Source organism: Nocardia sp. NPDC050630 (assembly GCF_044457245.1).
In the GTDB taxonomy this organism is placed as follows: Bacteria; Actinomycetota; Actinomycetes; order Mycobacteriales; family Mycobacteriaceae; genus Nocardia.
This window is the reverse complement of the sequence record NZ_JBITGN010000002.1, coordinates 407395-433769: the sequence shown is the minus strand read 5'-3', so window position 1 is coordinate 433769 and position 26375 is coordinate 407395. Positions and strand designations below refer to the sequence as shown.

Annotated in this window: 25 protein-coding genes; 14 read left to right on the top strand and 11 right to left on the bottom strand. The window is 64.9% G+C overall.

Translation table 11 applies throughout. The features are described from left to right. Window positions 1–114: 114 nt before the first annotated feature. Complete coding sequence (locus ACIBG0_RS09415) at window positions 115–762, bottom strand: NADPH-dependent F420 reductase (RefSeq protein ID WP_397030861.1); 648 nt, start codon at window positions 760–762, stop codon at window positions 115–117. Between the two features lie 247 nt (window positions 763–1009). Between ACIBG0_RS09415 and ACIBG0_RS09410 the strand changes: the two genes are divergently transcribed. Further along, entirely contained in the window at window positions 1010–1528 is a 519-nt protein-coding gene (locus ACIBG0_RS09410; protein WP_397030860.1) for a hypothetical protein, read from the top strand. 96 nt (window positions 1529–1624) lie between these two features. On the opposite strand, the gene ACIBG0_RS09405 is transcribed toward ACIBG0_RS09410, so the two are convergent. After that, window positions 1625–2719 carry an ABC transporter ATP-binding protein gene (locus ACIBG0_RS09405; protein ID WP_397030858.1) on the bottom strand — a complete coding sequence of 365 codons (1095 nt, stop codon included), beginning with the start codon at window positions 2717–2719 and terminating at the stop codon, window positions 1625–1627. 210 nt (window positions 2720–2929) lie between these two features. Here ACIBG0_RS09405 and ACIBG0_RS09400 point away from each other — a divergent pair, with 210 nt between their 5' ends. The 8 genes from ACIBG0_RS09400 (at window position 2930) to ACIBG0_RS09365 (ending at window position 9400) form a co-directional block, all read left to right on the top strand. Continuing rightward, on the top strand, window positions 2930–3724 hold the full coding sequence (locus ACIBG0_RS09400; RefSeq protein ID WP_397030856.1) for an LLM class F420-dependent oxidoreductase: 795 nt from the start codon (window positions 2930–2932) through the stop codon (window positions 3722–3724). A gap of 214 nt (window positions 3725–3938) precedes the next feature. Then, entirely contained in the window at window positions 3939–5729 is a 1791-nt protein-coding gene (locus tag ACIBG0_RS09395) for an ABC transporter substrate-binding protein/permease (protein ID WP_397030854.1), read from the top strand. A 3-nt stretch (window positions 5730–5732) separates the two neighbouring features. Then, a complete protein-coding gene (locus ACIBG0_RS09390; protein ID WP_397030853.1) occupies window positions 5733–6479 on the top strand; it encodes an amino acid ABC transporter ATP-binding protein in 747 nt (248 codons plus the stop codon). Window positions 6480–6576: 97 nt separating this feature from the next. Next, window positions 6577–6873, top strand: a complete 297-nt coding sequence (locus ACIBG0_RS09385) for a hypothetical protein (protein WP_397030851.1) — start codon at window positions 6577–6579, stop codon at window positions 6871–6873. 74 nt (window positions 6874–6947) lie between these two features. Beyond that, window positions 6948–7457, top strand: a complete 510-nt coding sequence (locus ACIBG0_RS09380; protein WP_397030850.1) for a GNAT family N-acetyltransferase — start codon at window positions 6948–6950, stop codon at window positions 7455–7457. 129 nt (window positions 7458–7586) lie between these two features. After that, window positions 7587–7943 carry a nuclear transport factor 2 family protein gene (locus tag ACIBG0_RS09375; RefSeq protein WP_397030848.1) on the top strand — a complete coding sequence of 119 codons (357 nt, stop codon included), beginning with the start codon at window positions 7587–7589 and terminating at the stop codon, window positions 7941–7943. Between the two features lie 82 nt (window positions 7944–8025). Next, window positions 8026–8445, top strand: coding sequence for a hypothetical protein (locus ACIBG0_RS09370; protein WP_397030846.1), 420 nt, complete (start codon window positions 8026–8028; stop codon window positions 8443–8445). A 115-nt stretch (window positions 8446–8560) separates the two neighbouring features. Continuing rightward, window positions 8561–9400 carry an alpha/beta fold hydrolase gene (locus ACIBG0_RS09365; protein ID WP_397030844.1) on the top strand — a complete coding sequence of 280 codons (840 nt, stop codon included), beginning with the start codon at window positions 8561–8563 and terminating at the stop codon, window positions 9398–9400. Between the two features lie 362 nt (window positions 9401–9762). On the opposite strand, the gene ACIBG0_RS09360 is transcribed toward ACIBG0_RS09365, so the two are convergent. The 5 genes from ACIBG0_RS09360 to ACIBG0_RS09340 form a co-directional block, all read right to left on the bottom strand. Then, window positions 9763–10017, bottom strand: coding sequence for a MerR family transcriptional regulator (locus tag ACIBG0_RS09360; protein WP_397030842.1), 255 nt, complete (start codon window positions 10015–10017; stop codon window positions 9763–9765). Between the two features lie 571 nt (window positions 10018–10588). Beyond that, the gene (locus ACIBG0_RS09355; RefSeq protein WP_397030840.1) at window positions 10589–11854 is read right to left on the bottom strand and encodes a CHAT domain-containing protein; all 1266 of its coding nucleotides are present in this window, start codon (window positions 11852–11854) and stop codon (window positions 10589–10591) included. Beyond that, window positions 11851–13386 (bottom strand): tetratricopeptide repeat protein, encoded by a 1536-nt coding sequence (locus tag ACIBG0_RS09350; RefSeq protein ID WP_397030838.1) that lies wholly within the window; start codon window positions 13384–13386, stop codon window positions 11851–11853. Before ACIBG0_RS09350 ends, ACIBG0_RS09355 begins: the two co-directional genes overlap by 4 nt. After that, window positions 13386–14432: a hypothetical protein gene (locus ACIBG0_RS09345; protein ID WP_397030836.1), complete on the bottom strand. Its 1047-nt coding sequence runs from the start codon at window positions 14430–14432 to the stop codon at window positions 13386–13388. The genes ACIBG0_RS09350 and ACIBG0_RS09345 overlap by 1 nt, the downstream gene beginning before the upstream one ends. Beyond that, window positions 14432–15751: a hypothetical protein gene (locus ACIBG0_RS09340; RefSeq protein WP_397031219.1), complete on the bottom strand. Its 1320-nt coding sequence runs from the start codon at window positions 15749–15751 to the stop codon at window positions 14432–14434. Before ACIBG0_RS09340 ends, ACIBG0_RS09345 begins: the two co-directional genes overlap by 1 nt. Before the next feature lie 146 nt (window positions 15752–15897). On the opposite strand from ACIBG0_RS09340, the gene ACIBG0_RS09335 reads away from it, so the two are divergent. Beyond that, window positions 15898–16440: a lipoprotein LpqH gene (locus ACIBG0_RS09335; protein ID WP_397030835.1), complete on the top strand. Its 543-nt coding sequence runs from the start codon at window positions 15898–15900 to the stop codon at window positions 16438–16440. An 85-nt stretch (window positions 16441–16525) separates the two neighbouring features. After that, window positions 16526–17329: a hypothetical protein gene (locus ACIBG0_RS09330; protein ID WP_397030833.1), complete on the top strand. Its 804-nt coding sequence runs from the start codon at window positions 16526–16528 to the stop codon at window positions 17327–17329. A gap of 57 nt (window positions 17330–17386) precedes the next feature. Here ACIBG0_RS09330 and ACIBG0_RS09325 read toward each other — a convergent pair whose 3' ends face one another. Further along, the gene (locus ACIBG0_RS09325; protein WP_397030832.1) at window positions 17387–17632 is read right to left on the bottom strand and encodes a hypothetical protein; all 246 of its coding nucleotides are present in this window, start codon (window positions 17630–17632) and stop codon (window positions 17387–17389) included. Window positions 17633–17911: 279 nt separating this feature from the next. On the opposite strand from ACIBG0_RS09325, the gene ACIBG0_RS09320 reads away from it, so the two are divergent. Then, a complete protein-coding gene (locus ACIBG0_RS09320) occupies window positions 17912–19984 on the top strand; it encodes a PhoX family protein (RefSeq protein ID WP_397030830.1) in 2073 nt (690 codons plus the stop codon). Window positions 19985–20050: 66 nt separating this feature from the next. Here the strand turns inward: ACIBG0_RS09320 and ACIBG0_RS09315 are convergent, their stop codons facing one another. Together ACIBG0_RS09315 and ACIBG0_RS09310 are read right to left on the bottom strand one after the other, a co-directional pair. Then, a complete protein-coding gene (locus ACIBG0_RS09315) occupies window positions 20051–20710 on the bottom strand; it encodes a glycoside hydrolase family 25 protein (RefSeq protein WP_397031217.1) in 660 nt (219 codons plus the stop codon). A 176-nt stretch (window positions 20711–20886) separates the two neighbouring features. Next, window positions 20887–22224 carry an MGH1-like glycoside hydrolase domain-containing protein gene (locus tag ACIBG0_RS09310; protein WP_397030828.1) on the bottom strand — a complete coding sequence of 446 codons (1338 nt, stop codon included), beginning with the start codon at window positions 22222–22224 and terminating at the stop codon, window positions 20887–20889. 203 nt (window positions 22225–22427) lie between these two features. Here ACIBG0_RS09310 and ACIBG0_RS09305 point away from each other — a divergent pair, with 203 nt between their 5' ends. Both ACIBG0_RS09305 and ACIBG0_RS09300 read left to right on the top strand, forming a co-directional pair. Continuing rightward, the gene (locus ACIBG0_RS09305) at window positions 22428–23123 is read left to right on the top strand and encodes an SDR family oxidoreductase (protein WP_397030826.1); all 696 of its coding nucleotides are present in this window, start codon (window positions 22428–22430) and stop codon (window positions 23121–23123) included. Between the two features lie 3 nt (window positions 23124–23126). After that, window positions 23127–23318: a hypothetical protein gene (locus ACIBG0_RS09300; protein WP_397030825.1), complete on the top strand. Its 192-nt coding sequence runs from the start codon at window positions 23127–23129 to the stop codon at window positions 23316–23318. Window positions 23319–23465: 147 nt separating this feature from the next. Here the strand turns inward: ACIBG0_RS09300 and leuS are convergent, their stop codons facing one another. Next, entirely contained in the window at window positions 23466–26315 is a 2850-nt protein-coding gene (gene leuS / locus ACIBG0_RS09295) for a leucine--tRNA ligase (RefSeq protein WP_397030823.1), read from the bottom strand. Window positions 26316–26375 lie beyond the last annotated feature (60 nt).

Genomic DNA, 26375 nt, shown 5'->3' with positions numbered 1-26375 from the left:
GCCGTTCTGGTGCCGCAGCGCTGACCTGCGCTGGTGCCGCACCGACGATCCGGTTGGTGCCGCACCGCTGACGCCGCCCTGCCTGGTGCCGCAGCGCTTGCGCGCGCGGGCAACTCAGCCGGTGACAACCGCGTAGTTGATGTCCTCGGTGCCGAACTTGTTGTAGAGGTGAACCCACAGTAGGACAAGGGGTTCGGTGCTGCGGGCGGTTACGACGCCGCCGAGATCGATGATTTGTTCGTCGGTCCAGCCGAAAGATTTCAGCAGGTCGGCGACCTCGGATTTGGCCGATCCGTCATCGCCGCTGAGAAAGACGTTGTGCCGACCGGGAATTCGGGACGGGTCGACCATGAGCTGATTGTTCATGGTGTTGAGGGTCTTCACCACGCGCGCGTCCGGGAAGGACTGTTGGATCTGCTCGGCGACGCTGCCCGCCTGCGGCGTGGCCAACTTCGGCGGGAATCCGGCGGAGAAATCCAGTGCGTTCGACACGTCAACAATGACTTTCCCGCTCAGATTCGCCGCACCCGCGGCGGTGAGCGCGGCCAGCGAAACGGTGCCGGACGTCGCATTGATCACCAATTCTGCATCGGCGGCGGCATCGGCGAAAGTGCCATGGGCACCACCGGTTTCGCGCGCCCAATCGGTCGCCGCAGCATTATCGGCGGTGCGCGAGCCGAGCGTCACCGCATGCCCGAGTTCGACCAACTTGCTCGCCAGCCTGCGTCCGACCTGCCCGGTCCCCAGCACCGCTACCTTCATCGTCCGCTCCTCGCACCGATCCCTGTTCGAGTGCCGAGTTTACGAACGCGCTGTGGCCTTCGGGTGGCCTTCCGCCGTGGGCGAACGCCATTGGCGTTGTCTCGGTGAGTGCGGCGGCGCACGCGCAGCACCTAGACTCGTTCGAAAAATCCGAGGGGGCGATATGTCGTCTGCGTCGTCGCGCAAGTGGGGGTGCCTATTGCCATTGGCTGCTGTGGTTCTCACGTTCGCGGGCTTGGGTCTCTATATGAAACTTCTGTCCACGTACGAGGAGTCGCATCCAGCCGCGGCCGCTCCGCCCGACTTGTGCGCGGCGATCGGTACCGGCCTTTTCGAGCATTTGGTGCCGGATGGCGTGCCCGAGCCCGAGGGGACCTACTCGTCGGATTCGGATGCGGCTTGCCAGTATCGCACCGCAAAAGACCGTCCCATCGACTCCGATACATATGGTTTCTCGCGAGTGCGGCTGCTGCGTCATGGCCAAGTCGGCTGGGACTCTGGTGCTGACCGCGCCGCTGACGCACTCGCCTCATCCTGTGCGAACACCAGCTTCGCCGGGCAACTCCACACTACGAGCAGTCTCGGCGACAGGGCATGTACCGCCTACAACGATGAGGGCAAGGACGGTACCGCGACCGGTTCGGCCGTGGTTCGACGTGGTGCCGACCTGCTCTGGGTGGACTACTACACGCACCCCGGCACCGCCGGACAGGCTCAGCAGGCGGTCACCGAAGTAACGCTCGCGACCCTGGCAGCAGTTCACTGATCGGACCGCAGTGGTCGATCAATGCGTGGAAGCTATTCTGCGCGCGCACTTTTCGCCAGTAGCGGGATTCGGCGGAAAGTGCACGCGCAGCGTAGTTCAGGACAGGCGGCGGCCGTCTACAGCGGAGAAGAAGTAGGTGTGTTCCGGTGTGGCCGTCAGCTGTACGCGGGTGCCCTTCTCCGGCGGGTTACGCCAATCTGCGCGGGCCACAATGGTTTCGCCTGCGCCATTCGTCGTGCCCTCGGCGATGGTGCGGCCATAGATGTACGCGTCGGAACCGAGCTCCTCCACCACGTCGACCTCCATCTGGATTCCCGACTTGTCCTGCGCCGCACCGAATTCCAGATGCTCGGGGCGGACGCCGACCACCACCGAGCCTTCTGCGGCATCGGCGACCGATCGCGGCACCGACAGGGTGGCGCTGCCCAGCTGGACCGCGCCCTCGGCGACCGGCAGCGTGAACAGGTTCATCGCAGGCGAACCCATGAATCCGGCGACGAAGACATTCGCCGGATCCCGGTACAGATCGCGCGGTGTCGCGCACTGCTGCAGCAGTCCGTCCTTGAGCACCGCGACCCGGTCGCCCATGGTCATCGCCTCGACTTGGTCGTGCGTGACGTACACGGTGGTGGTGCCGAGGCGACGCTGCAGCTGGGCGATCTGGGTGCGGGTCTGCACCCGCAGCTTGGCGTCCAGGTTCGACAGCGGCTCGTCCATCAGGAATACCTGCGGCTGGCGCACGATCGCCCGGCCCATCGCGACGCGCTGACGCTGACCGCCGGACAGTGCCTTGGGCTTGCGATCCAGATACGGCTCGAGGTCGAGCAGTTTGGCCGCCTCCAACACCCGGCGCTCCTTCTCCGCCTTGGCGACCTTGGCGAGTTTGAGCGCGAAGCCCATATTCTCCGCGACGGTCATATGCGGGTAGAGCGCGTAGTTCTGGAACACCATGGCGATATCGCGTTCCTTGGGTTCGGCGTGGGTGACGTCGTTGGCGCCGATCAGAATGCGCCCGTCGTCGACATCCTCGAGTCCGGCGAGCATCCGCAGCGAGGTGGACTTACCACAGCCGGACGGACCGACCAGCACGAGGAATTCCCCGTCGGCGATCTCCAGATCCAGCTTGTCGACGGCGGGTTTGGACGAGCCGGGGTAGAGCCGGGTCGCGCTATCGAAGGTCACGGTGGCCATGACAAATCACATCCCATCACCGGCAGGAACGTGCCGGACGATCCGAGTAAGGGTTGACCGGCGATATTACTGGATGTGCTCGCTTCGCAGGCGACAGCGCCACTCCCGGGCACAAGAGTCTCTGCGAAGCGGAACCCGACGGCGACCTTGTGAATAAGGTTGCATTGGTTGAGGAGAACGGAACCAGACCGAGCGACGAGGAGCAGACGCATGACCCGACCGGTTCGCATCGGCGTACAACTACAGCCCCAGCACGCCGCAGACTATGGACTCCTGCGCGATGCCGTACTGCGCGCGGAGGACGCGGGCGTCGATATCGCCTTCAACTGGGATCACTTCTATCCGCTCAGCGGCGACCACAACGGCGCGCATTTCGAATGCTGGACCATGCTCGGCGCCTGGGCCGAGCAGACCGAACGGATCGAGATCGGTGCGCTGGTCACCGGCGGCGGCTACCGCAATCCCGATCTGCTCGCCGATATGGCGCGCACGGTGGACCACATCAGCGATGGCCGACTTATTCTCGGCATCGGGGCTGGCTGGTTCCAGAAGGACTATGACGAATACGGCTACGAATTCGGCACGCCGGGAACCCGGCTCGCACTGCTGAAGGCGAATATGGCCCGGCTCACCGCCCGGCTGAAGAAGCTGAATCCGCGGCCGACTCGCGATATCCCGATCCTGATCGGCGGCGGTGGCGAGAAGAAGACGCTGCGGCTGGTCGCGCAGTACGCCGATATCTGGCACACCTTCGCCGACCTCGACGCGCTCGCGCGCAAGAACAAGGTACTCACCGACCACTGCGCCGATGTCGGCACCGATCAGGGGAGGATCGAGCGTTCGGTGCAATGGCCGGGTGCGGAGCGGGCGTCGACATTCGTCGGGGCCGGGGTCAGTCTGTTCACCATCGGGGTGAGTGGGCCGAAGTTCGATCTGAGTGAGGTCGAACGGGCGATTCGTTGGCGTGATGAAGTGAATCCGGAGCCGGTGAGAGGGCTGGCTTGATCCTGGTCCGATCTCCAGAATCGTGCTGCGTTGGATGCGTAACGCCGGTCGGCGATCGGGTTCGAATCATCGTGATCCGAATTCCGGGGGCGGGTCTTGGTGGCGCGTCCGCGCACGCCCGGCGGCTGTAGGGTGGGGATGCTCGGTTCCCCAGGGAGCGTGCGCCGCGGGGTAGCTGCCGATTAGCGCCGAATCGGACGCTAGGGTCCTCACCATGGCTGGTCTGCTCGCTGTGCGGTCTCGTGCGTTGATCGCCGTGCTATTGCTTGCCGTCGGACTCGCGGCCACGGCCTGCGGTTCCGGCGATGGTTCCTCCGCGCGAGACCAATGCGCGCCGCCCGGACTGAACGCGGCCTCGGCCGCGCCGACGAATCTCGGCTCCGCGGCCGCGGCGGGCGCGGACAAGTACACCACCGCGAGTACACAGCCGGTATCGGCGATCGATACGAGCAAGCTGCGGCTGATCACGCCGGGTAAGCTCACCGTCGGCACGCTCTCGGATGCACCGCCGAGCATCTGCCTGAACTCGGCGGGCTCGTTCACCGGCTTCGACAATGAGCTGTTGCGGGCGATCGGCGCGAAACTCGGTCTCCAGGTGGAGTTCTCGGGCACCGAATTCGCGCCGCTGCTCTCGCAGGTCTCCGGCGGGCGCTTCGATGTCGGGTCGTCGAACATCACAACGACCGCCGAGCGTCGCGAACGCGTCGGATTCACCAACGGCTACGACTTCGGCTACTTTTCCCTCGTCGTCCCGAATGGCACTGCCATCAAGGGCTTTTCGGATCTGGGGCGCGGCAACCGGATAGCCGTGGTGCAGGGCACGGTGCAGGACGATTACGTGGTCAACCAACTGCATTTGGATCCGGTGAAGTTCCCGGATTACGCCACCGCGTACGCGAATCTGAAGTCGGGTCAGGTCGATGCCTGGGTCGCGCCGTCGGCACAGGCGGAGGGGCAGGTGAAGTCGGGTGATGGCACGACGATCATCCAGAACACCTTCAGCCTGGACAATTTCGTCGGCTACGCGGTCGCCAAGAACAACCAGCCGCTGATCGACGCACTCAACAGCGGCCTCGACGCCGTGATCGCCGACGGCACGTACGCCGAGCTCTACGCCGACTGGGTGCCGAGGCAGTTGCCGCCCGGATGGAAGCCCGGCTCGAAAGCCGCACCGGCGCCGCAACTTCCGGACTTCGCCGCCATCGCCGCGGAGAAGAAAACCACCGACAGCGGACCGGACGCGCCGAAATCGACGGCGCGACAGTTGAAGGAGACGTTCTTCGACTGGTCGCTGTACCGCAAGGCATTTCCCGATCTGTTCAAGACCGGTCTGCCGAATACCCTGATCCTGGCCGTGGTTTCGGGTGTGCTCGGCACCATCATCGGCATGCTGCTGGCGGTCGCGGGTATTTCCCGGACGCGATGGTTACGTTGGCCCGCAAGGGTTTATACCGACATCTTCCGCGGCCTGCCCGCGGTGGTGATCATCCTGATAATCGGACTCGGCATCGGTCCCGTCGTTCGTAATATCACCGGTAACAACCCGTATTGGCTCGGGGCGATCGCACTGGCGTTGCTGGCTTCGGCCTACATCGGTGAGATCTTCCGCTCCGGTATCCAATCGGTGGAGACGGGCCAGCTGGAGGCCGCGCGCGCCATCGGCTTCGGCTACCGCCAGGCCATGACGCTGGTGGTGATCCCGCAGGGCGTGCGCCGAGTACTGCCCGCGCTGATGAACCAGTTCATCGCGCTGATCAAGGATTCCTCGCTGATCTACTTCCTCGGACTGCTCGCGACCCAGCGCGAACTATTCGCGGTCGGCCGAGATCTCAACGCGCAGACCGGAAATCTCTCCCCGCTGGTCGCCGCGGGTCTGGTCTATCTGCTGCTGACCATCCCGCTGACGCACCTGGTGAACTACATCGACCACCGGATGCGCACCGGTCGACCCGACCAGCCCATCGACCAGGTCGAGGCGGCCACGATCACGGAAGGGCGCGGATAGGCCATGAGCGAGCGAATCGACAACGTGAGTGCCTCTCTCACCGGAACCGGTCTGCATCTGACGCTTGGCCACAACCATGTGCTGCGCGGCGTCGATATCCATGTCGACGCGGGTAAGACAACCACCGTCATCGGGCCGTCCGGGTCCGGCAAGTCGACGCTGTTGCGCGTGCTGAACCGGCTGTACGAACCCGATCAGGGTGATGTGCTGTTGGACGGCAAGTCGGTGCTCACCGAAGATCCGGACAAGCTGCGCCAACGCATCGGCATGGTGTTCCAGCACTTCAACCTGTTCCCGCACAAGACGGTCGCGGAGAATGTGGCGCTCGGACCGCGCAAGCTGCGCGGGCTGACCAAGGATGCCGCCCGGGCGCTGGCCGTCGAACAGCTCGAGGTCGTCGGACTGGCCGAAAAGGCTGATTCGCGTCCGTCGAATCTGTCGGGTGGGCAGCAGCAGCGGGTGGCCATAGCCCGTGCGCTGGCCATGCAGCCGGAGATCATGTTCTTCGACGAGGCCACTTCGGCGCTGGATCCGGAGCTGGTGAAGGGCATTCTCGCGCTGATGGCCGAGCTGGCTACCCAGGGGATGTCGATGATCGTGGTGACTCACGAAATGGGTTTCGCGCGCAGCGTCTCCGACAGTGTGCTGTTCATGGACGCTGGTCAGGTGGTCGAAACGGGCACGCCCGACGCCCTGTTCGACAACCCGAGGACCCCGCGGCTGCAGCGCTTCCTCTCCCAGGTTTTGTGACTGCCAGCACACCCCTGGTAAAATCGATAAATGCGCACTTGTTAATGTGTAGCCGCGTTCGGCGCAACATATCCAGCGATGGAAACGAGGAGCTCCGATGAGCACAGCGCATGTCGAGCACACCGAACACCAGCACGTCCACGGCACCGGCTGCGGTCACACCGAAGTCCCGCACGGCGACCACACCGATTATGCCCACGACGGCCACCTGCACCGCGAACACAACGGCCACTGGGACGAATGCGAACCCGCCGCCCACACCGAACACGCAGGCCACAGCCACGCCCACGGCCCCAATTGCGGCCACGAAGCCGTCCAACACGGCGACCACCTCGACTACCTCCACGACGGTCACCGCCACGCCGCGCACAACGGCCACTACGACGACCACTGAGTCTTCCCCCCACCTCGGCGCAGGGAGTGGAAATCGACTCGCCGCGCTCCTCTGATTCGAGTAGAGATGGCGGGATGGGGATTGGTGACCCGCGGGTTCATGTGCGCCTGCTGAGCCGCGAGGAGTGGGCAACATTTCGGAGCATCCGCCTGCGTGCCCTGGTGGATGCGCCGCAGGCGTTCGGCGCGACGTTGGAGGAGGCGCGCAGTAGGTCCGACCAGGTCTGGTCGGACCTACTGGCGCAACGTGTGCAGTTCGTGGCGAGTGTCGGCGGCATCGATGTCGGGACCGTCGGCGGGCACGCTGATCCCGAACGACCTGGGGCGCACCTGATTTCGATGTGGGTCGCCGAGAAGTCGCGGGGCACTGGCATTTCGGATCGCTTAGTGCGATCGGTAGTCGACTGGGCCGTCGATGCCGGGCATCGCAAGGTGTGGTTGGAGGTCGCCGAGGGCAATACGGCGGCCGAGCGGTTATATCTGCGGCACGGCTTTGTGCGGACGGGTGTGCGCGGGACGGTCGCTCCCGACGATCCGCGGCCGGAATTCGAGATGCTATTGAACCTGCGCGGCGCAGCTCGCTGACCGCATACGTATAGGTCGGCGAAAAGTACTTATAGATGACTGATTCGGCACCCATGGCTCTGCCCATAACGTAGTTCCTGTCAGCGAGAACGACAGAGAAACCGCAGATCAGAAGCCTAGGAGGCCATCATGAACGAGCTCGTCGCACAGTACCTGGAAGTCTGGAACACCACCGACGCCGCCGCACGCAAGGCCGGAATCGAGGCCGTGTTCACCCCGGAGGCAAGCTACATCGATCCGCTGGCGGCAGTCGCCGGACACGATCAACTGGATGCGGCCATCGCCGGTGTGCAAGCCCAGTTCCCGGGTTGGGTTTTCACCCTCGCCGGACCGGTCGACGCCCACCACAACCAGGTGCGCTTCACCTGGGAACTCGGCCCCGCCGATGCCCCCGCCGTGATCGTCGGCTTCGACGTCGCGGTCATCGAGGACGGACGTATCGCCAACGTCTACGGCTTCCTCGACAAGGTTCCGGCAGCCGCCTGACCCCACCCCCGCCGCAGGTACCGCGCTTCCGGTGGCGGCCCCTAGTCATCCGAACTCGTTACCCCAGAAGGAAATACCAGTCATGACCACCACTGCGCCCAGTTACATGTCGACCCTGCTCGCCCCCGGCCAGAACCTGCTGCGCACCTCGCTGCGCCTGGACTCGGTCGTCACCACCGTCAACGGCCTTGCCTACCTGGCACTTTCGGGCCCGCTGGAATCTCTGCTCGGCCTGGACAGCAAGATCGGCATCCCGATCGGAATCTTCCTGACACTCTATGGCATCGGTGTCGCCCTGGTCGGCATGTCCAAGACCATCAATACCAAGGCCGCCGCCGTGGTCGCCGCGGGCAATGCCGTCTGGGTCGTGGTCAGCCTGGCCGCTCTCATCGAGGGCGCACTCGAACTGAACCTGGTCGGCTCGATCTGGACCGTCATGCAGGCAGCCACCGTCGGCGGTTTCGCGGCCCTGCAATACCTCGGCATCCGCAAGGCCCGCTGAATTCGGATCCAATCGACCAACTCCGCAAAACGCGGCATCCGCAGCGCTTACCCACCCCGCTGCCCGATGCCGCGTTCGGCGTCTGTGGTCGGTGCCTGCCTATAAAGTCGACGCCGTGCTCGAGGCAACCAAGATCCCGACAGAATTCGGCACCTTCGACGCCCTGACCAGCGGCGTAGCAGGTGGACGCGAAGTGATGCTGTTGCACGGCTTTCCGGAATCGGCCATCGCATGGCAGTTCCAGCTGAGCGCCCTCGGTGGCGGCGGCTGCCATGTCGTCGCGCCCGATCAGCGCGGTTATTCGTCGGGCGTGCGTCCGGACAAGGTCACCGATTATCGCGTCGAGGAGTTGATCGCCGATGTCATCGCCATCGCCGACCAAGTGGGTTGGCAGCGTTTCGATCTCGTCGGGCACGATTTGGGCGCACACGTCGCCTGGGCGGTAGCGGCCGAGCATCCGGCACGAATCCGAACCCTTGCCGCCGTATCACAGCCGCACCCTACCGCGTTCTTGCAGGCCATGACCGAGGACGAAGACCAGGCCCAACGAGCCCAACACTTCACCTACTTCCGCCAGCCCCGCACCCCCGAACGCGCCCTCTTAGCCGATGACGCCGCCGCTCTGCGCAAGATCTTCGACTGGAAGATCCCCGAGGAACGCATCGACGACTACGTCCACCGCCTCACCCGCCCCGATGCCCTCACCGCGGCCCTCAACTGGTACCGAGCCTTCCCGCTCGCCGGGCCGACCGCCCCGATCACCGTCCCCACCCTCTATGTCTGGGGCACCGAAGACCCCACCATCGCCTCCACCGCCGCCCTGGCCACCGCCGCGCACGTCAGCGCCCCCTACCGCTTCGAAATGCTCGAAGACGCCTCCCACTGGCTCCCCGAAGAAGCCCCCGAATCCCTCACCCGTCTCGTGATGCAACACCTCCTGGCTCATCGGTCCTGAGCCCAAAGACCGCTGCTGATTCCCCGCCAGCCGGAGCGGATGGGAAGTCTCCGGTTGCATCCCGTACCTGTACAGGCCTATTGCGGAGTCATGATGATCTCGCCAACACGGGGGAAGCGTCTGACGGCGAGGGGTCAGCTGAACAAGAGCACTCGTCTCCCTCGGCGGATGACCGGGCTCAGCCGACGGCGTGGATCCGTGGCCCGACTATTCGGGCGGGCGCGGACTGCTGCTGGTGGCGCAACTCGCGACCCGATGGGGAGTCGAATACGCGCTGGCGACAAGATCGTGGGCCCGAACTCGGCCCCGGCGCCCGTAGGACTGATCCGGCACGCCACCTGGCCGAACGTGGCAAGGACTGGTCAGTCCTGCTGGGTGAGTTTGGCGTTGAGTTCGAGTGCTTCGCTGAGTTGGTCTTCGAGGATGATGATGCGGCACGCTGCTTCCAAGGGGGTGCCCTGGTCGATGAGTTCGCGGGCGCGTGCGGCGATACGCAGTTGGTAGCGGGAGTAGCGGCGGTGCCCGCCGGCGGAGCGTTGCGGGGTGATCAGTTTCGCTTCGTCCAGGCTGCGCAGGAATGCTTGAGTGGTGCCGAGCAAATCCGCGGCCCTGCCCATGCTGTAAGCGGGGTAGTCGTCATCGTCGAACTTCTCGTTCGCGGTCGTTGGTTCAGAAATCGTGCGGCCTCCATACGCCGAAGTGCCCCGGCGCCTGCGGCGCCGGGGCACTGAAAGGGGGAATTACTTCGTCTTCCGACATGTAACCGAGACGTCGGCGATCACCCCAACTGCATATCTTCACGGGTGACCCGACGGGCAATGCCTCCTTTCTCCTCACGGGGTTACTTCATCTTTCCGTGCAACTTCATCTTCCTGTCCGGCGGGCGACGGGACCGTCGTAACTGCTGGTCCCGTGGCCGCATCCGCCGTCTTACTATCACGGGCAGTTCATCATCTCCCGTGCCGTTTGGATACTTCCTTCTCTTCCGACGCCACAGAAATTACCGCATCTTGCGTCGAATGTCTACAGCTGTCGCTATAGATTTTTTCGGGTGGTCGGGCCAGCTCATCGCCGATGAACCCGGCTTCAAGTCCCCCGATGAGGGCCTGCATGTCGAGGTCGAGATCGGCGAAGGCCAGAAGGGCGCCTGCGTCGTGGCTAAGCGATCCGAGACCTACCGGCAGCCGGTCAGGTGCGGACGGTGGCGAAGGCGGACCAGAGGAGGGGGGAGTGTTCGATGGCGTGAGTGGTGCGCCAGGCGGTCAGGCGAGATCGCTGCCAGGTGGCGAGGGCGGCTACCGGGTCGGGGTGCTCATGGGCGGCGTCGATGGCGCAGATGGCGTCTTGGAGCGGGCGGGCGTCGGGGGGTGCACCGGCCAGGCGTTGGAAGGCCAGGTCGGTCGGGAGGGGCCAGCGGCTGGCGGTGACCAGTTCGGCGCCGCCGTTGATCATGGCGGCGACCAGACCGAGTGCCTCACTGAAGCGCATATCGCCGCCGCTTTCGCAGGCGATCAGGGCGACTCGACTCGGAATGGGCCAGAGTTGGGGTCCGGCAACGGGTTCCGTGGTGAGGGTGTGGGTGCCCAGCAGTAGGTCCTTGGCCGAAAGGGGACGGTGGGCTCGGGTGGGGGTGGCGAAGCCGATGGAGTCGGAATCACAGGCGAGATGTAGTTCGGATGCTTCGCTTTGGCCGGATTCGGGGGCGGCCGCGGTTACATGCCCAACGTAGGTCAGGCGGCTGGCGCCCCCGCGCAGCGCTTCGCTCAACCAGCTTCGATCGATATCCGTGCGGCGGAATGCGTCGATCGGATCATCGACGGCGGGCAGTAGTCTGCCTTGGTTGGAATACGAGGCAACCCGCTGAGCCAGTGGGGCTTTCTGGTCCATCCGGCCGAGGACGGACCCGAGTGCGGAGTCCGCGCGGAAGCCGGGAACGCGTGGGTCCAGTACCGCCACCACTGGCAGGGAACTCGTCTCGGACCAAGCGCGTGCCGAGCGGTCCGGACCATGCACAATGCTGGCCGGAGCGAGCAGGCTGACATCGGCGATATCCACCAGGCGCAGCTCGGGATCGGGAGCGATGATCTCCCAGGGGATCTGAGCTACTCGGGGCGAGGGTTGCAGCCGAATATGTGGGCGCACACCGCGTACGTGCAGGTCGTACAACTGTGTGGCGAGGCCATAAGGCAGGAGCGCGCGCGAAAGCGACTGCGCGACAAGATATTCCTCGTCATACGAGGCGAATGCGCCGGTGCTCATGGCGTGTTCGAGTCCGCCGGGCACCGACGGATTCGGCAGCGCCTGCGCGAACTGCTCGACCGCCTCGGTGATCGCGTCCCCGGGCAGCATGCTCGCGCCCTGGGCGTATTCATTGCGTGACCAGCGCCACGACATGTACAGATCCCCGGCATCCGCCATCCGCACAATGACGGTCGGTTGTTCCGATGTGGTCATGCGGGCAGCACCCGGCTATCGCGCACCGGATGTCCATACCGCCGCTCGGCGGCCTCGATAAACGCCGCTAATGCGATATGTCCGTCCGGCGCGACGGCCACCCGAGGCGGCGGTACCACCGGCAGTCCGACGCTCGCGGCGACCCAGGCCAGCGCCGTACCCAGCTGTGGTGCCGACCCACTCTGCGGCCCGGTCCCGACCTGCACCGTCGGTTGCGCCACCTCCACTGGTGGATCGAATAGTTCGAGCGGTAGTCGCGGAGGCGCAGCGACCGTGGATCGGGCGATATCCAATGTCGTACCCGCGCACTGTGTTTCGATGAGATCCACGATCAGCGGAGCATTGCCCGACAGATAGGCGAACCGAAAGGCCATCCGCATTGCCGGATCGGCGATCTGGCGATTCCATTTCTCGCGTTGATGGCCATTGGGCAGGGTGTATCGCACGGCATCGATGGCCAGCGCCGACGCCACCGCGAGTTCGACCGCCCGCCCCAATAGCGCGGCATCCGGCGCTTCGGCCGCCTCGATGACCGGCTCCAACAGCGCCGCGTGCCAGAAATCGATGTGGGCACAGTGCAATCCGAGACCGCGCTCGGCATAGGCGCCGAACGCTTCGCCGATGAGGGCTTCACCCTCGTCGTAATGCCCGTTCGAGTACGCCAGGGTCGCCAGGCGCACTCGTACATCGGCGGCATCGAGCACCGCACCGGTATCCTGGAAATAGTCGAGGCTGCGGCGGTAGAGTTGATGTGCCGCAGTGATATCGCCACTGCCCTCGGCGAGAAATCCCATGGTCTTGAGCCCGACGCCCGCCCGATACCCGAGTTCAGCGCGCTCGAAGTACTCCTGGCTGGACCGTAGCGGTTGCTCCGCCTCGTTGAACCGATCCAACCTGATGTACATGACGGCCAGATTCTGTTGCGTCTCGGCGACGGCATTGCGATCGCCGGCGGCATCGAAGGCCGCCAGGGCTTGGCCCATGAAGTCGACGGCGAGTTCGCGCCGTCCGGTCTCGAAGTAGATACCGCCGAGCGTCGAGAGCGGATGTCCGGCCAGGTGCGGCGCGAAACGCACTGCCGCATCCAATGATTCGGTGGCGAGTTCGATGGCGTAGGCCCAGCTCTGGCGATGAAATGCCACCGCGGTCAGCGATAGCAGGCAGGCCACGCGCTGCATGCTCTCGTCATTGTGTTCGGTGAGTAGCGCCCGCGCCTGTTCCAGCGCCTGCTGTGCACCATCGAGATCGCCTACGTGCTGCAACGCCTGGGACAGGTTGATCAGTGCGGCGGGCCGCTTTTCGATCGCGTCCGCGGGCATTTGTGCGAGCGCCTCGCGGAACATGACGATCGCCCCGGCATGATCGCCGAGTTCATCGCTCATGCTGGCGGCATTGACCAGCGCACTGACCCGCAGTCCGTCGGTGCTCGTCCGGGCGATTTCCTCGAACAGCCGTCTCGCCTCGACGACATCGCCGCGCTGATAGGCGGCCGCTCCTTCGGCAAGTCGCTCGCGACCGTCATCGGCGAACATCAGAAGTCCGAATCCGAGGCGGCGGCCGCGATTTCGGCGAGCAGGGGCGCATCGACGGCATCGTCGGCGGCAGTGGCCCGGCGCAGTCGTGTGGCCGCGAGCTCACGTATCTGTTGCCGGATCTCGGGACCACCCAACTCGGGTGCGCCGGGCGCACCGACACCCGGCACATAGACATCCACCGCCGAAACGGAATCCGATGTGGTGATGGTCGCGCCGGTCCACAGATCGCCGACCAGATCCAACTCGGCCTCGGCGGTGCCGGCCGGTGTGGTGACCAATGCCCGCGGGTGCAGGTGTGCCGGTGCTGCCGAAGACAATTGGGGCGCGGCCACGGCGGTCACGCGGACCGTCGTGGTTCCCGAATCCCGTGTCGATTCCCAGGACACCGCACGCTCGGACGCATCGATGAGACCGGGTGGGCACCGTCGCCAATCCCATCCGACGGTGCCGCGTCCGAGCGAAAGCGCCCCGGCAGGACGGTGCGGGGCGCCACCGGCCGCTAGCGCGTAATCTTCTGCGTGGGCGGGTATTTCGTCATCGGCGGCGATATCGGTCGAAATCGGCTCATCGTCCGGTGCTGGCGCATCATCGCCGATGAGCGGTTCGCACTCCGCGCGCAGTGTCGTGATCTCCTGGTCCAGCAGCCGATCGTCGAGCGCGGTGATGCCATCGATCGTCGATGCGGGCCACCATCGCGCGGCCCAATACGCGAACCCGAGCCGCCAAGCCGCGGCCACCAGATCTGGCACTGCGGGTTCGGCCACGTCGGTGAATTCGGTTTCGCCGCTCTCGGAGTCGGCGATGGCAACGGCAATCCGCTCGCCGTACACCGCCCACAACCAATCCTGGGCGAGTTCGACATCATCGATCACCGCGGCCGGAATCCTCTGTCCGGCAAGAAGACTCCAGGACAGGTGACCACCGACCACCTCCAGCACCATCACATCTATCGCTGCGCCGTCGTCCAACACCGTCGGCGCCCCGTCGGGCGCGACGATCCAGATCCCACCTCCGGCCGGTCCGATCCGCACGGTCGCGCTCATCAGCTCGCCCTCGATTCCGCCGGGTCCGGCTCGGTGACCAGGGAACTCACACTCAACGCCTGTTTGACCCGCATGCGATGGTCCAGCATGACCGAGCGCGCCACACCATCGAGCAGATCCCACAGCTCATCCGGCTCGTAGACGCCGAACTCCCTGACATCGCGTCCGTGCAGGCGAACCCACAGCCGCCGCAGATAGGGCCGCCACGGCGTGCGCAGGTCGTTCGCGATCGCGGCCAATGGGCCAGTCGGCATTTCGATATCGGCGCGCAGCGCGAGCCGCCGCGCCTGCAGGACGTAAGCCTCGCGCTGCCAGCGACTATTGATCACCCGATGCGCCGCCGTTTCGGTCGCCGCCGACTGCGCGCCGTGCAACGCGATCGGCCGCAACCCGAGCGCGAGCGCGGCCCCCGCCGTCGCGGCGACTCGCAGTGATTCATCCAAAAGTGCCCAGGGCGAACAACTTCGGGCGATCTCAGAGGTCACCAATTCCGGAATGGGCGGCAGTTCGGCCCGTTCACTCGACGCCTGGAGCACGGTGAATACGCGCTCGTAGATGGTGCGATCGAACGGTAGGCCGAGACTTGCCTTCGAGGCCGACCTGCCGAGCGCCGGTGGCTGCGGAACAGGGACCGCGGTGAGTCCGAGCTGATGTGCGGTCGGCTCGAAACTGGTGCCCCATAGTCGGATTCCCCCATGCGTCCCGGCGTGGCCGGCGATCAGCCGATCGAATGTCTGCTGCCCCTCGGCGCCGCGACCGTCGCGAGCCGCGGCTGCATCGAGCAGCGCCGCGAACAGTTCGGCGTGCTCGCCGGTCGATGCGCCCACCGGACGCCGCCTCCATGCGATATCGATCAACGACCCGAGTTCGGCGGTCCGCGCACCTGCGGTGATGTACTCCTTGAGCGCTTGCGTCGTCCGTCCGGCCGCGAATTCGTGGACCTCGCGCAGTGTCGCCTCGGCGCTGGCTCGGTCCCGGTCCGGATCCGGCATACCCGATGTGGTGGCGAGTTCGAAGGCACGCTGGAAATACAAATCCTGCGGATTGCCCTCGGTGATCCGCAGCGCCCGCCGGACCTGTTTCAGCAGCGAAAACCACGCCGCTGTCGCGCGGAGCACATCGGCGGCGGCATGGATGCGGGTGGCGAGCAGAACCGCACCGTCGGCGGTGAGGATCGGGCCCGCGCACAGTGGATTCTGCACAGGGCGGATGACCAGCGGATCCAGGATGAGCTTCACGGTCCGTCGCAGCGGACCACCATGGGGCCCACTGAGCGGTTCGACGCCATCGAGTCGGCGCCAAACCTCGTCCAGCACCATCGCGCGCGGCCGTCGCATTCGACCAGGTTAACGGAACTTCACGTGTTTCAGACTGCGAAAAACCTGGGATCGGTAGGGCGCGTTCGATTCCTACCTTTCTCGTATCGGCCCAACACCGGAGCCGAGCGAAGCAAAAGGAACAGATCATGAACAGCAAGCCGGTCCGCATCTCCGCCGCCGCTCTCACCGCCTCGGCCGCCGTTCTGGCCCTCTTCGTCACCGGATGCAGCGACGACTCGGGCAGCTCGTCGACCACCTCGGCCAAGCCGGGCACCTCGGCCGCCACGGCGCCGGCATCGGGCAAGTCCAGCGCCTCGGTCGACGGCAAGGCGCTCGACGGCAAGTTCGAGACCACCTGCGCCAAGCAGGGTGACACCCTCGCTCTCGCGCTGAGCGACACCGGTAACGCCACCTACGGCACCCTGAGCGTGAGCGCCTCGATCACCGGCACCGACAACGTCCAAGCCGTCGCGGTCGCGGGCAGCAAGGGCGGCGCGAACGGCCTGCCCTACGCCCTCGGCTTCGGCAACGGTATGCCCGGCGGTTCGGCCAAGGTCGTCAAGGACGGCAACACCTACAAGGTCACCGGTGAAGGCGTCGGCGCACCCGACCTCACCAATCCGACCGCGAGCCCGAAGAGCTCGAAATTCGACATCACCTTCGCCTGCTCGACCGTGGTCGGCGGCTGACCCGCACCAGCATGACCATTCCCGCTCACGCCCCTTCGATGTGGGGCGTGAGCGGGCCGAACTTCCGCATACACAAGGGAAAACCATGAAAAACATCGCCCGCTCGCTCGCCGCCGCCTTCCTCGTCCTCTCCATCGGCTACTACCTCTGGCACGGCCTCACCTACACCAGCTACGGCCCCTTCGACGACGGCACGCTCGCCTGGGTCGGACCGCAGATGGCGCTGCCGATCATCGCCCTGACCATCGTCCCGATCGTCTTCGCCTTCACCGGCGAGGGCATCCTGGCCGCCTTCACCGGCAATAACAGCTCGGCCTTCCGCGATGGTCTGGTCGGCATCGGCACCATCAAGTCCTTCCGGCAGACCGGTCTGACCGTCAATGACCAGCCGCAGATCCGCATCGACTTCAGCGTCGAGGGCGTCGACGGCAAGATCTTCGACTCGCACGCCAAAATGATCGTTCCGCTCACCGAACTCGCCCTGTTGCAGCCCGGTGTCGTGCTGCCCGTGCGTTATCTGCCGGATCGCACCGACAAGGTCGAGGTCGATCGGTCCGGCGATATGTCGGCAGCTCAGCGCGCCATGAACGAATCCATGATCCGAAAGGGCTTCACCACCAAGGCGAAACTCCATATCGCGGCGCGCGGCATTACCGCGCAGGCCGTCGTGCGATCGCTGTCGGTGCCAGGCGAAATTCGCAACGGGTATTCCAAGATCGAGCTCGGCCTGGTGGTGACCCGGCCCGATGGAACGACTTTCACCACAAGTGTGGACAAATTCCTGCCACCCGCCAGCGTGGCCCAGGTGCAGGTCGGTCGCATCATCCAGGTCCACTATCTGCCGGACAACGAACAAGAGGTCGTGATCGCACTGCAAGTCAATGCGTAGCCCCGGTACCCAATGTTGCTCTCGTTCATAAGAACGGGAGCGACGTTTGTTTGTGCGTCAGAAGACGCGGTGGCTGAAGAAGCTGTGCTGGCAGGTGGGGCGCTTGCAGAGCCCGCCGCCGCCTGGGATGAAGCCGACACAGGTGGGATGGGTACACCTGTTGCAGCCACCGTCGCCCGGTTCACCCGTGCCGTCGTGGTCGACGAGTACGGCGCGGGCCTCGTCCACCGCGCCCGCGAGAATCGAATCGAGATAGTCCAGCGCCTGCGGGGTGAGCTGGGATCTTCCTCTGGATAAGGACATCGCACTACTCCTGAATCGGCACTCATGTCGCTAGTACCGATACTCCTCCTGGAAGGAGAGTTGCGCATGAGTAGCGCGATATGCGACTAGGGCGAAATGACGGCTATTTAACCAGGTAAAAGCGGGTAATGCCCGGTCAGTACGCGGATAGCGGAGGCGCGCTTTCCAGTCGTTTCGCATATGAGGGTGGCCTAATTGGTCGGACGTTCATCTGACTGTCTCCTGCGGATTGCCTGAGCGGCTTAGCGTGCGCCCGTCAGCAAAAGTCAGGAGTTCGTCGTGACATCGAAGCCCCTCGCCCTGTTCGTGAAGCGGGACGGCCAGCCGAAGCGCTCAGCCATCACCTGTCAGTACAAATGCGGTAACGCCTGCTTCCACGAGGTGCCGAACACCTCCGAGAACGAATACTTCGGCGATATGGTGCGTGCCGCACTGACGCGGCGTGGCATGTTGAAGGGCGGTGCGGGGGTCGTGGTCGCGGTCGGCGCGGCCGGTGCGCTCGCAGCCTGTGGTGATGACGACAAGGTCGAATTGGCGGCGGGCGGCTCCCTGGTCGACGGTGTGCCGGTGGGCACCAACTTCGAACCGGTCGCGGCGAACTCCGATGACGCACTGGTCATTCCGGTGGGTTACGAACACAATGTCGTGATCCGCTGGGGTGATCCGCTATTCGCCGACGCGCCTGAGTTCGACGCGAACGCCCAGTCCGCGGCCGCGCAGGCCAAGCAGTTCGGCTTCAACAACGACTTCGCCGCGATCCTGCCCATCGAAGGCCAGGCGAATACCTACCTGCTGGTGGTGAATCACGAGTACACCACCGAACCGCAGATGTTCAAGGGCTACAACAAGGAAGAGCCCGCACTCGAGCATTACCAGACCGCCATTGCCGCGCACGGTCTTTCGGTGGTTCAGGTCAAGGGCGAATCCGGAACCGGCAAGCTGACACCGGAATTCGGCAAGTACAACCGTCGCATTACCGGCACCACCGAATTCAAGGTCACCGGTCCCGCCGCAGGCAGCGCCTTCCTGAAGACGAGCGCCGACTCGTCCGGTGCCAAGGTGCTCGGCACCCTGAACAACTGCTCGGGCGGCCTCACCCCATGGGGCACAGTGCTTTCCGGTGAAGAAAACATCAACCAGTACTTCGCCAACGGCGATAAGGTCACCGACGAGGCCACCAAGGCGAGACTCAAGCGCTACGGCTTTCCGAACGGTGCTTCCGAGCGCAAATGGGAGCGGCACGAGGCGCGCTTCGATCTGGCGAAGGAACCCAATGAGGCCAACCGATTCGGCTGGGTCATCGAGGTGAATCCGTGGGATGCCTCGGCCGCGCCGATCAAGCACACCGCGCTCGGCCGGTTCAAGCACGAGGCGGCGACCATTCATGTCGCCGAGGACGGCACCGTCGTCACCTATATGGGTGATGACGAGCGCTTCGACTACATGTACAAGTTCGTCTCGTCGCGAAAGGTGCAGTCCGGCAACGGCCAGGCGAGCATGCGGCACAACCTGACGATTCTGGACGCGGGCACGCTGTACGTCGCGAAATTCACCGGCGATCACCCCGACAAGATCGACGGCAATGGCACAGTGCCCTCGGATAAGGGCTTCACCGGTACCGGCCAATGGATTCCGCTGCTGGTCACCGGTGAAGACGGCAAGGCCACCTCGAAGGTGGACGGCTTCACCGCCGAAGAGGTTTCGGTATTCACCCGGTTGGCCGCCGATAAGGTCGGCGCTACCAAGATGGACCGCCCCGAGGATTTCGAGGCGAATCCCAAGTCCGGCAAGGTCTATGTCGCGCTGACCTACAACGAGCAGCGCGGCGCGCCGGGCAAGCCCGCCATCGACGAGGCGAATCCCCGCAATATCAATAAATTCGGGCAGGTGCTCGAACTCGACGACGATCATGCGGGCACCACATTCACCTGGAATATCCTCATGCTGTGCGGTGATCCGAAGACCACCGACACCTACTTCGCCGGTTTCGACAAGGCCAAGGTCAGCCCGATCGCGGCACCGGATAATCTTGCCTTCGACGATTACGGCAATCTGTGGATCTCCACCGATGCCTCACGCGCCAACGGCGCCAATGACGGACTGTTCTCAGTGGTGCTCGACGGGCCGCATCGCGGTGCGACCAAACAGTTCCTCACCGTCCCGTTCGGTGCGGAGACCTGTGGTCCGACCGTATCGGAGCAGCGGGTCACCGTGTGCGTCCAGCATCCGGGCGAGCGCGATGACGCGACCGCGGAAAAGCCCGCCTCGCATTGGCCCGATGGTGGCGCTAGTCTGCCCAGGCCCGCCGTTGTCTCGGTGTGGAAGAAGGGCGGCGGGCGAATCGGCACCTAGTCGATCCCTCCGCGCAGTACACGAAACCGCTACTCGAACCTGCAGGGAGTAGCGGTTTCGTGCTGTTCAGCCCATATTGGCGTAGCGCGCGAAATCACCTTGGGCGCCGCTGTACAGGTTGACATCGGTGCCGCCCGCGATACCGGGAATGCGGCCGCTGTCGGTGGTCTGCCAGAACGTCCAGGTCGGCCAGCCGCCGGGTACTTCGGGTTGTTCGTTGCCGCGATAGTCGGCGATCCAGAGCGGATATCTGGTGAATTCATTCGTATTCGCCATGGCCGTCTTCCAGAAATTCGGATAGGTGTAGATGATCGGCACCCGTCCGGTCAGTGCCCGCACGGTATTCAGATACCGATGCGTCCAGTCGATCAGCCTGGCCGGATCGAGTCCGCCCGCATTCTCCAGATCCAGCACCGGCGGCAGATCCAGCGGCCCGTTCTGTCCGAGCACGACCGTCGCGTACAGCGCCGCCTGCGGCTCGGGCGGCAGGTTCGGTCGTGCGTAGTGATACGTCCCACGCGCGACCCCCGCCGCCCGCATCAGCAGGCTGTCCGGCACGAAATAGGGATTGATGTAATTCACGCCCTCCGTCGCCTTCACCATGGCGAAAGCGTGACCTGCCGCACGTACTGCGAACCAGTCGATGAACCGGCCGTCGACATGCTGCCACGACGACACGTCGGGCCCGCTCGGCTCGGCCACCGAAGTGCCCGCCGAGGTAGCCATCAGGATGCTGCCCGCCGTTATCGCGGACAACGCCACAGCGCGAGTGGATCTCCAACGAGTGCTATCCATGCTTTTCGACGATAGCGATAACTATGCAATGTGACCAGAGTTACATCTGTGACAGTTGCGCACTATTCACCCGTTGTTCGGCTTGGTGCCCATATCAGCGGGATGCGTCAGCCGAGCCAGTCCAAGACCGAGGCGGCGGTCCAGGACTGCTGCATGCTGCCCAGGGGTTCGCCGGTGAAGGGTTCGTAGTATTCGGCGAAGCTGCCGTCGCTGGCTTGGCGCAGACCTTCGGCGCGCAGCATGAAGGAGCGTTCGGCCCAGCCACGGCGGGCGAAGACCCAGGAGAACAGCCAGCTCATCACCGGCCAGACCGGGCCCCGCCAGTATTCGCGGGAGCGGAAGTCCTTGGAGACCGGCGAGGTGGACGGCGGCAGGGCATAGCGCAGATCCGGGTGGCCACAGAAGCGCGGGCCCTCGAACAGGCGCAACAGGCTGCGTTCGGTATCGCGGGGCAGGCCGCCGCACAGCAGTGGAGCGAACATCGAGAGGGTTTCGGTATTGATCCAGCGCTCGAGCCGCACGTCGAAATCCCTGGCCGCACCAGTGCGGGCATCGGTGGTCGCGACCACTCCCGCGCGGAAGCGCTCCGCCCACGAATACAGTTCGCGGACGTCGGCATGGGGCTGCTTGTACTCCTCGCCGATATTGGCGAGAACCTCACACGCGAGCGCGAAGATGGCCGTGACGAAGACATCCTCCACCGCGAAGCTCATGGTCGATGCGAGCTGGTAATCGTCGTATCCGGCGCGGCGCATCTGCTCGACCAGCCACAGGTAGCGGTCGTATTCGCGATCGCTCGGCCGCTGCGAGGGATCGGAGACGACCAGCAGATCCTCACGCTCATACGGCGGCAGGTCGCCGGGCACCACATTCGCATAGGCTCGATCCCAGCGCGGCGAGTTGTCCATCCCGGATTCCCAGCCGTGATACAGCGTGATCCGTCCGCTCTCCTTGGGATCGCGGGCATGGGCCAGCCAGCGATGCCAGCGCACCAGATCCGGCCAGCGCCGATTCAGGAACTCCTCGGCCACCGCCCTGGTGCTGCGACCGTGGCGGCGGGAATGGTCGAGGATGCGCTGCACCGCGATAGCGTGCACCGGAGGCTGGGTGATTCCGGAGGTGTCCGGACCGTCGGGGGCATTGGCGGCCAGCCTCTTGCACTCCCAGCGGGCCGGGCCGGGAAAGTAACCGTCCACACCATTGGCGAAGACGATGTGCGGGATCATCCCGTTCTTCCACTGCGCCGAAAGCAAGGTGTCCAGTTCGATGACCGCGCGCTCGACGCTCAACGGGGCGAGACCCACCGCGACGAAGGCGGCGTCCCAACTCCACATGTGCGGATATAGCCGGGGCGCGGCACTGGTCATGGTGCCCAGATCATTTCCCCGTAGCAGGTAGGCGGCGCGTGCCGCGAGCTGTGTTGGGGTGAAACCCGGGTGTGCCATCCCCCTATTTTGCGATGACACTCGCAAGTACGCCCGCTCAGTGACTCGTGTCTCGTCCTGGTGCGCCCTGGTGGCCAGCTGTTGTGCGCCGGATCTCACTCTGCATGCCCCGTCCGTGAATTCCATTTATTCGCTTTATGCATCCATCGCCGCGCGCGCGGGTGTCGCTACGGCCCGTTTCGGCGGCCGATACGGTGACTCCCATGACCTCCGCCGTGACCAGCACACCGAAGCCGACCGCGCTGATCACCGGCGCCAGCCGGGGGCTCGGCGCCGCGATCGCTCGCGAACTGGCATCGACCCACGATCTGTTGCTCGGCGCCCGCTCGGCCGAGGCGCTGCGCGCGATATTAGGCGAACTGCCCGGAGCCACCGGATGGCCGGTCGAGTTGACCGACTATTCCGCAGTGGCGGAAGCGGTTTCATCGATTCAGCGCCTCGATGTATTGGTACACAACGCCGGTATCGCCGACCTTGGTTCGATCGCCGATTCCTCGGTGCAGCAGTGGCGAAATACTTTGGAAGCCAACGTAATTGCTGTAGCAGAACTGACCAGACTGCTGCTGCCTGCGCTGCGTGCGGCCAACGGGCATGTGGTGCTGATCAATTCGGGTGCCGGATTGCGGGCGAATGCGGGTTGGGCCTCCTATGCGGCGAGCAAGTTCGGTTTGCGCGCATTCGGTGACGCGCTGCGGTTGGAAGAGCCGACACTGCGGGTCACCTCGATCCATCCCGGCCGCATCGATACCGATATGCAGCGCGAGATCATCGCCGGTGAGGGTCGCGAGTATCGCGCGCAGGAATTCCTCAGCCCGGAGACGGTCGCGGGAACCGTGCGCTCGGCCATCGACACACCGCGCGACGGCCATCCGACCGAGATCATGCTGCGGCCGTTCTGACCGGTGGACCAGGCCGTCGCGGCGGCGGCCGCCGAACTCCTGAACCAGGCGGGACTGCACGGCCGCAAGTACGCCATAGATGCGACTGTCGCCGAAATGGCCCTGCGCCAACCCGGTCCGGTCGCCATGGTGACATCCGATATCGACGACATGCGGCGGCTGTGTGGTAACCGCGTCCGAATGATCGCGGTATAGCTACTACCCGCAGCCAATCATCATCGCCCACGCCCACGGCCGTGCCGCCGCGCACGACTTCGTCCGCCACAAACGAAATAACCCGGCGAATCGGTGCGTGGCGCGCGATGAGGTGCGCGGCGTGCGAATCCGTGCGCGGGAGGTGCGTTAGGCGACGATGTTGACGAGTCGTCCCGGCACTACGATCAGCTTGCGCGGCGGATTTCCGGCGAGCGCGGCGGCGATCTTTTCATCGGCCAGCGCGGTTGCCTCGATGGTCGCGTTATCGGCGTCGGCGGGCACCTGAATTCTGCTGCGCACCTTGCCGTTCACCTGAATCGGGTACTCCACCGACTCATCGACCAGCAGTGCCGGATCCGCCACCGGGAACGGGCCGTGCGCCAGGGATTCCTTGTGCCCCAACCGTTCCCACAGTTCCTCGGCGATATGCGGTGCCATCGGCGCCAGCATCAGCACCAGCGGCTCCACCACCTCGCGCGGCGCACCGGCGGGGTAGCTCTTGGTCAGATGGTTGGTCAGTTCGATCAGCTTGGCGCCCGCGGTGTTATCGCGCAGTGCGGCGTAATCGTCGTCCACACCCGCGATCGTCTTGTGCAGCAGACGCAGCGTCTCCTGCGACGGCGCCGCATCGGTGACCCGGATCGTGCCGGATTCCTCATCGACGACCAGTCGCCACACTCGCTGCAGGAACCGGTGCGCGCCGACGACATCCTTGGTCGCCCACGGCCGCGAGGTATCCAGCGGACCCATCGACATTTCGTAGAAGCGGAAGGTGTCGGCGCCGTACATATCGCACATCTCGTCCGGCGAGATGGCGTTCTTCAGCGACTTGCCGATCTTGCCGTACTCCTGGAACGCCTCGATCTCGATGCCGGTCGTGGGATCGGGGAAGTAGTGCTTGCCGTCGCGCTCGATGATCTCGGCGGCGGGCAGATACGCACCGCGCGCGTCGGTGTAGGCGTGCGCCTGGATGTAGCCCTGGTTGAACAGGCGACGGTACGGCTCGGAACTGCTCACATCACCGAGATCGAACAGCACCTTCTGCCAGAACCGCGAGTACAGCAGGTGCAGCACCGCATGTTCGACACCACCGACGTACAGATCGACGCCGCCTGGATCGTGCACGCCGTGCTCCGCGGTGCGCGGTCCCAGCCAGTACTGCTCGTTCTCCTTGGCGCAGAACGCGTCCGCATTCGTCGGGTCCGCATACCGCAGCTGGTACCAGGAGCTGCCCGCCCAGTTCGGCATGACGTTGGTATCGCGGCGGTACTGCTTGGGTCCGTCGCCCAGATCCAGTTCGACATTCACCCAGTCGGTGGCCTTGGCCAGCGGGGGTGACGGTTCGGAGTCGGCGTCGTTCGGATCGAAGGTGACCGGTGCGAAATCGTCCAGCTCCGGAAGTTCGACCGGCAGCATGGATTCCGGCAGTGCGTGCGGTGCGCCGTCCTCGTCGTAGACGATCGGGAACGGCTCACCCCAGTAGCGCTGGCGGGCGAACAGCCAGTCGCGCAGCTTGTACTGGACCGTGCCCGTGCCGTGGCCGTCGGCCTCCAGCCGGGCGATCACCGTGGCCTTGGCCTCCTCGACGGACAGCCCGTTCAGATAATCGGAGTTCACCAGCGCGCCGTCACCGGTGTAGGCCGCAACCGAAATATCCCCGCCGGAAATGACTTCCACGATCGGCAAACCGAAGACCGAGGCGAATTCCCAGTCGCGTTGGTCATGTCCGGGCACCGCCATGATCGCGCCGGTGCCGTAACCGGCCAACACGTAGTCGGCGATGAAGATCGGCACCTGCGCACCGTTCACCGGGTTCGTCGCATAGGAGCCCAAGAAGACGCCGGACTTCTCCTTGTTCTCCTGACGTTCCAGATCCGATTTGGCCGCGATCGCCTTGCGGTATCCGGCAACGGCTTCCCGAGGGTCACCGGCGTCCTCGAAGGTCCAGCGTGGATCGACGCCCGTGGGCCAGGCATCCGCGGTCAGCCGGTCTACCAGCTCGTGCTCGGGAGCCAGCACCACATACGTGGAGCCGAACAGCGTGTCCGGCCGGGTCGTGAAGACCTCGATCCGCTGACCGTCGGCGTCGAATTTCACCTGTGCGCCGCGGGATCGTCCGATCCAGTTGCGCTGCATGGCCTTGACGTTTTCCGGCCAGTCCAGACGGTCCAGATCGTCGACCAGCCGGTCGGAGTAGGCGGTGATGCGCATCATCCACTGCCACAGCCGCTTCCGGAAGACCGGGAAGTTGCCGCGCTCACTGCGACCGTCGGCGGTGACCTCTTCATTGGACAGCACCGTGCCCAGACCCGGACACCAGTTGACCACCGAATCGGTTTGGTACACAAGGCGATACGAGTCCAGCACCTCGGCGCGTTCGGCCGCGGTCAGATCCTGCCAAGCGCGGCCGTCGGGCGTCGGGCGCTCACCCGAATCGAACTGTGCCCGCAGTTGCGCGATCGGGCGGGCGCGTTCGCAATCCTGGTCGTACCAAGCGTTGTAAATGCGCAAGAAGATCCACTGCGTCCACTTGTAGTACTCCGGATCGGTGGTCGCGAACGAGCGCCGACGGTCGTGGCCGAGGCCCAACCGGTCCAGCTGACGCTGCATGGTGGCGATATTCGATTCAGTGGTCTGGCGCGGATGCGCGCCGGTCTGCACCGCGTATTGTTCGGCGGGCAGACCGAATGCGTCATAGCCGAGCGCGTGCAGCACATTGCGGCCGTGCATCCGGTGATAGCGCGCGAAGACGTCGGTGGCGATGTAGCCCAGCGGATGCCCGACGTGCAGACCCGCGCCGGACGGGTACGGGAACATGTCCTGGACGAACAACTTGTCCGCCGGGGTCGCACCCGCGAGCGGGCCAACCGGGTTCGGCGCGTGGAAGGTGCCGCGCTCATCCCAGGTCCGCTGCCACCGGCGCTCGATGCGGCCGGCGAGACCAGCGCTGTACCTGTGCTCCGGTACATCGCTTTCGGTTGCACGAGTGTCCGCCACGGTCCTGCCTTCTTTTTCTCGCCGATCCCCGTCAAGATGTGCCTATCAGGGTAGAACGTC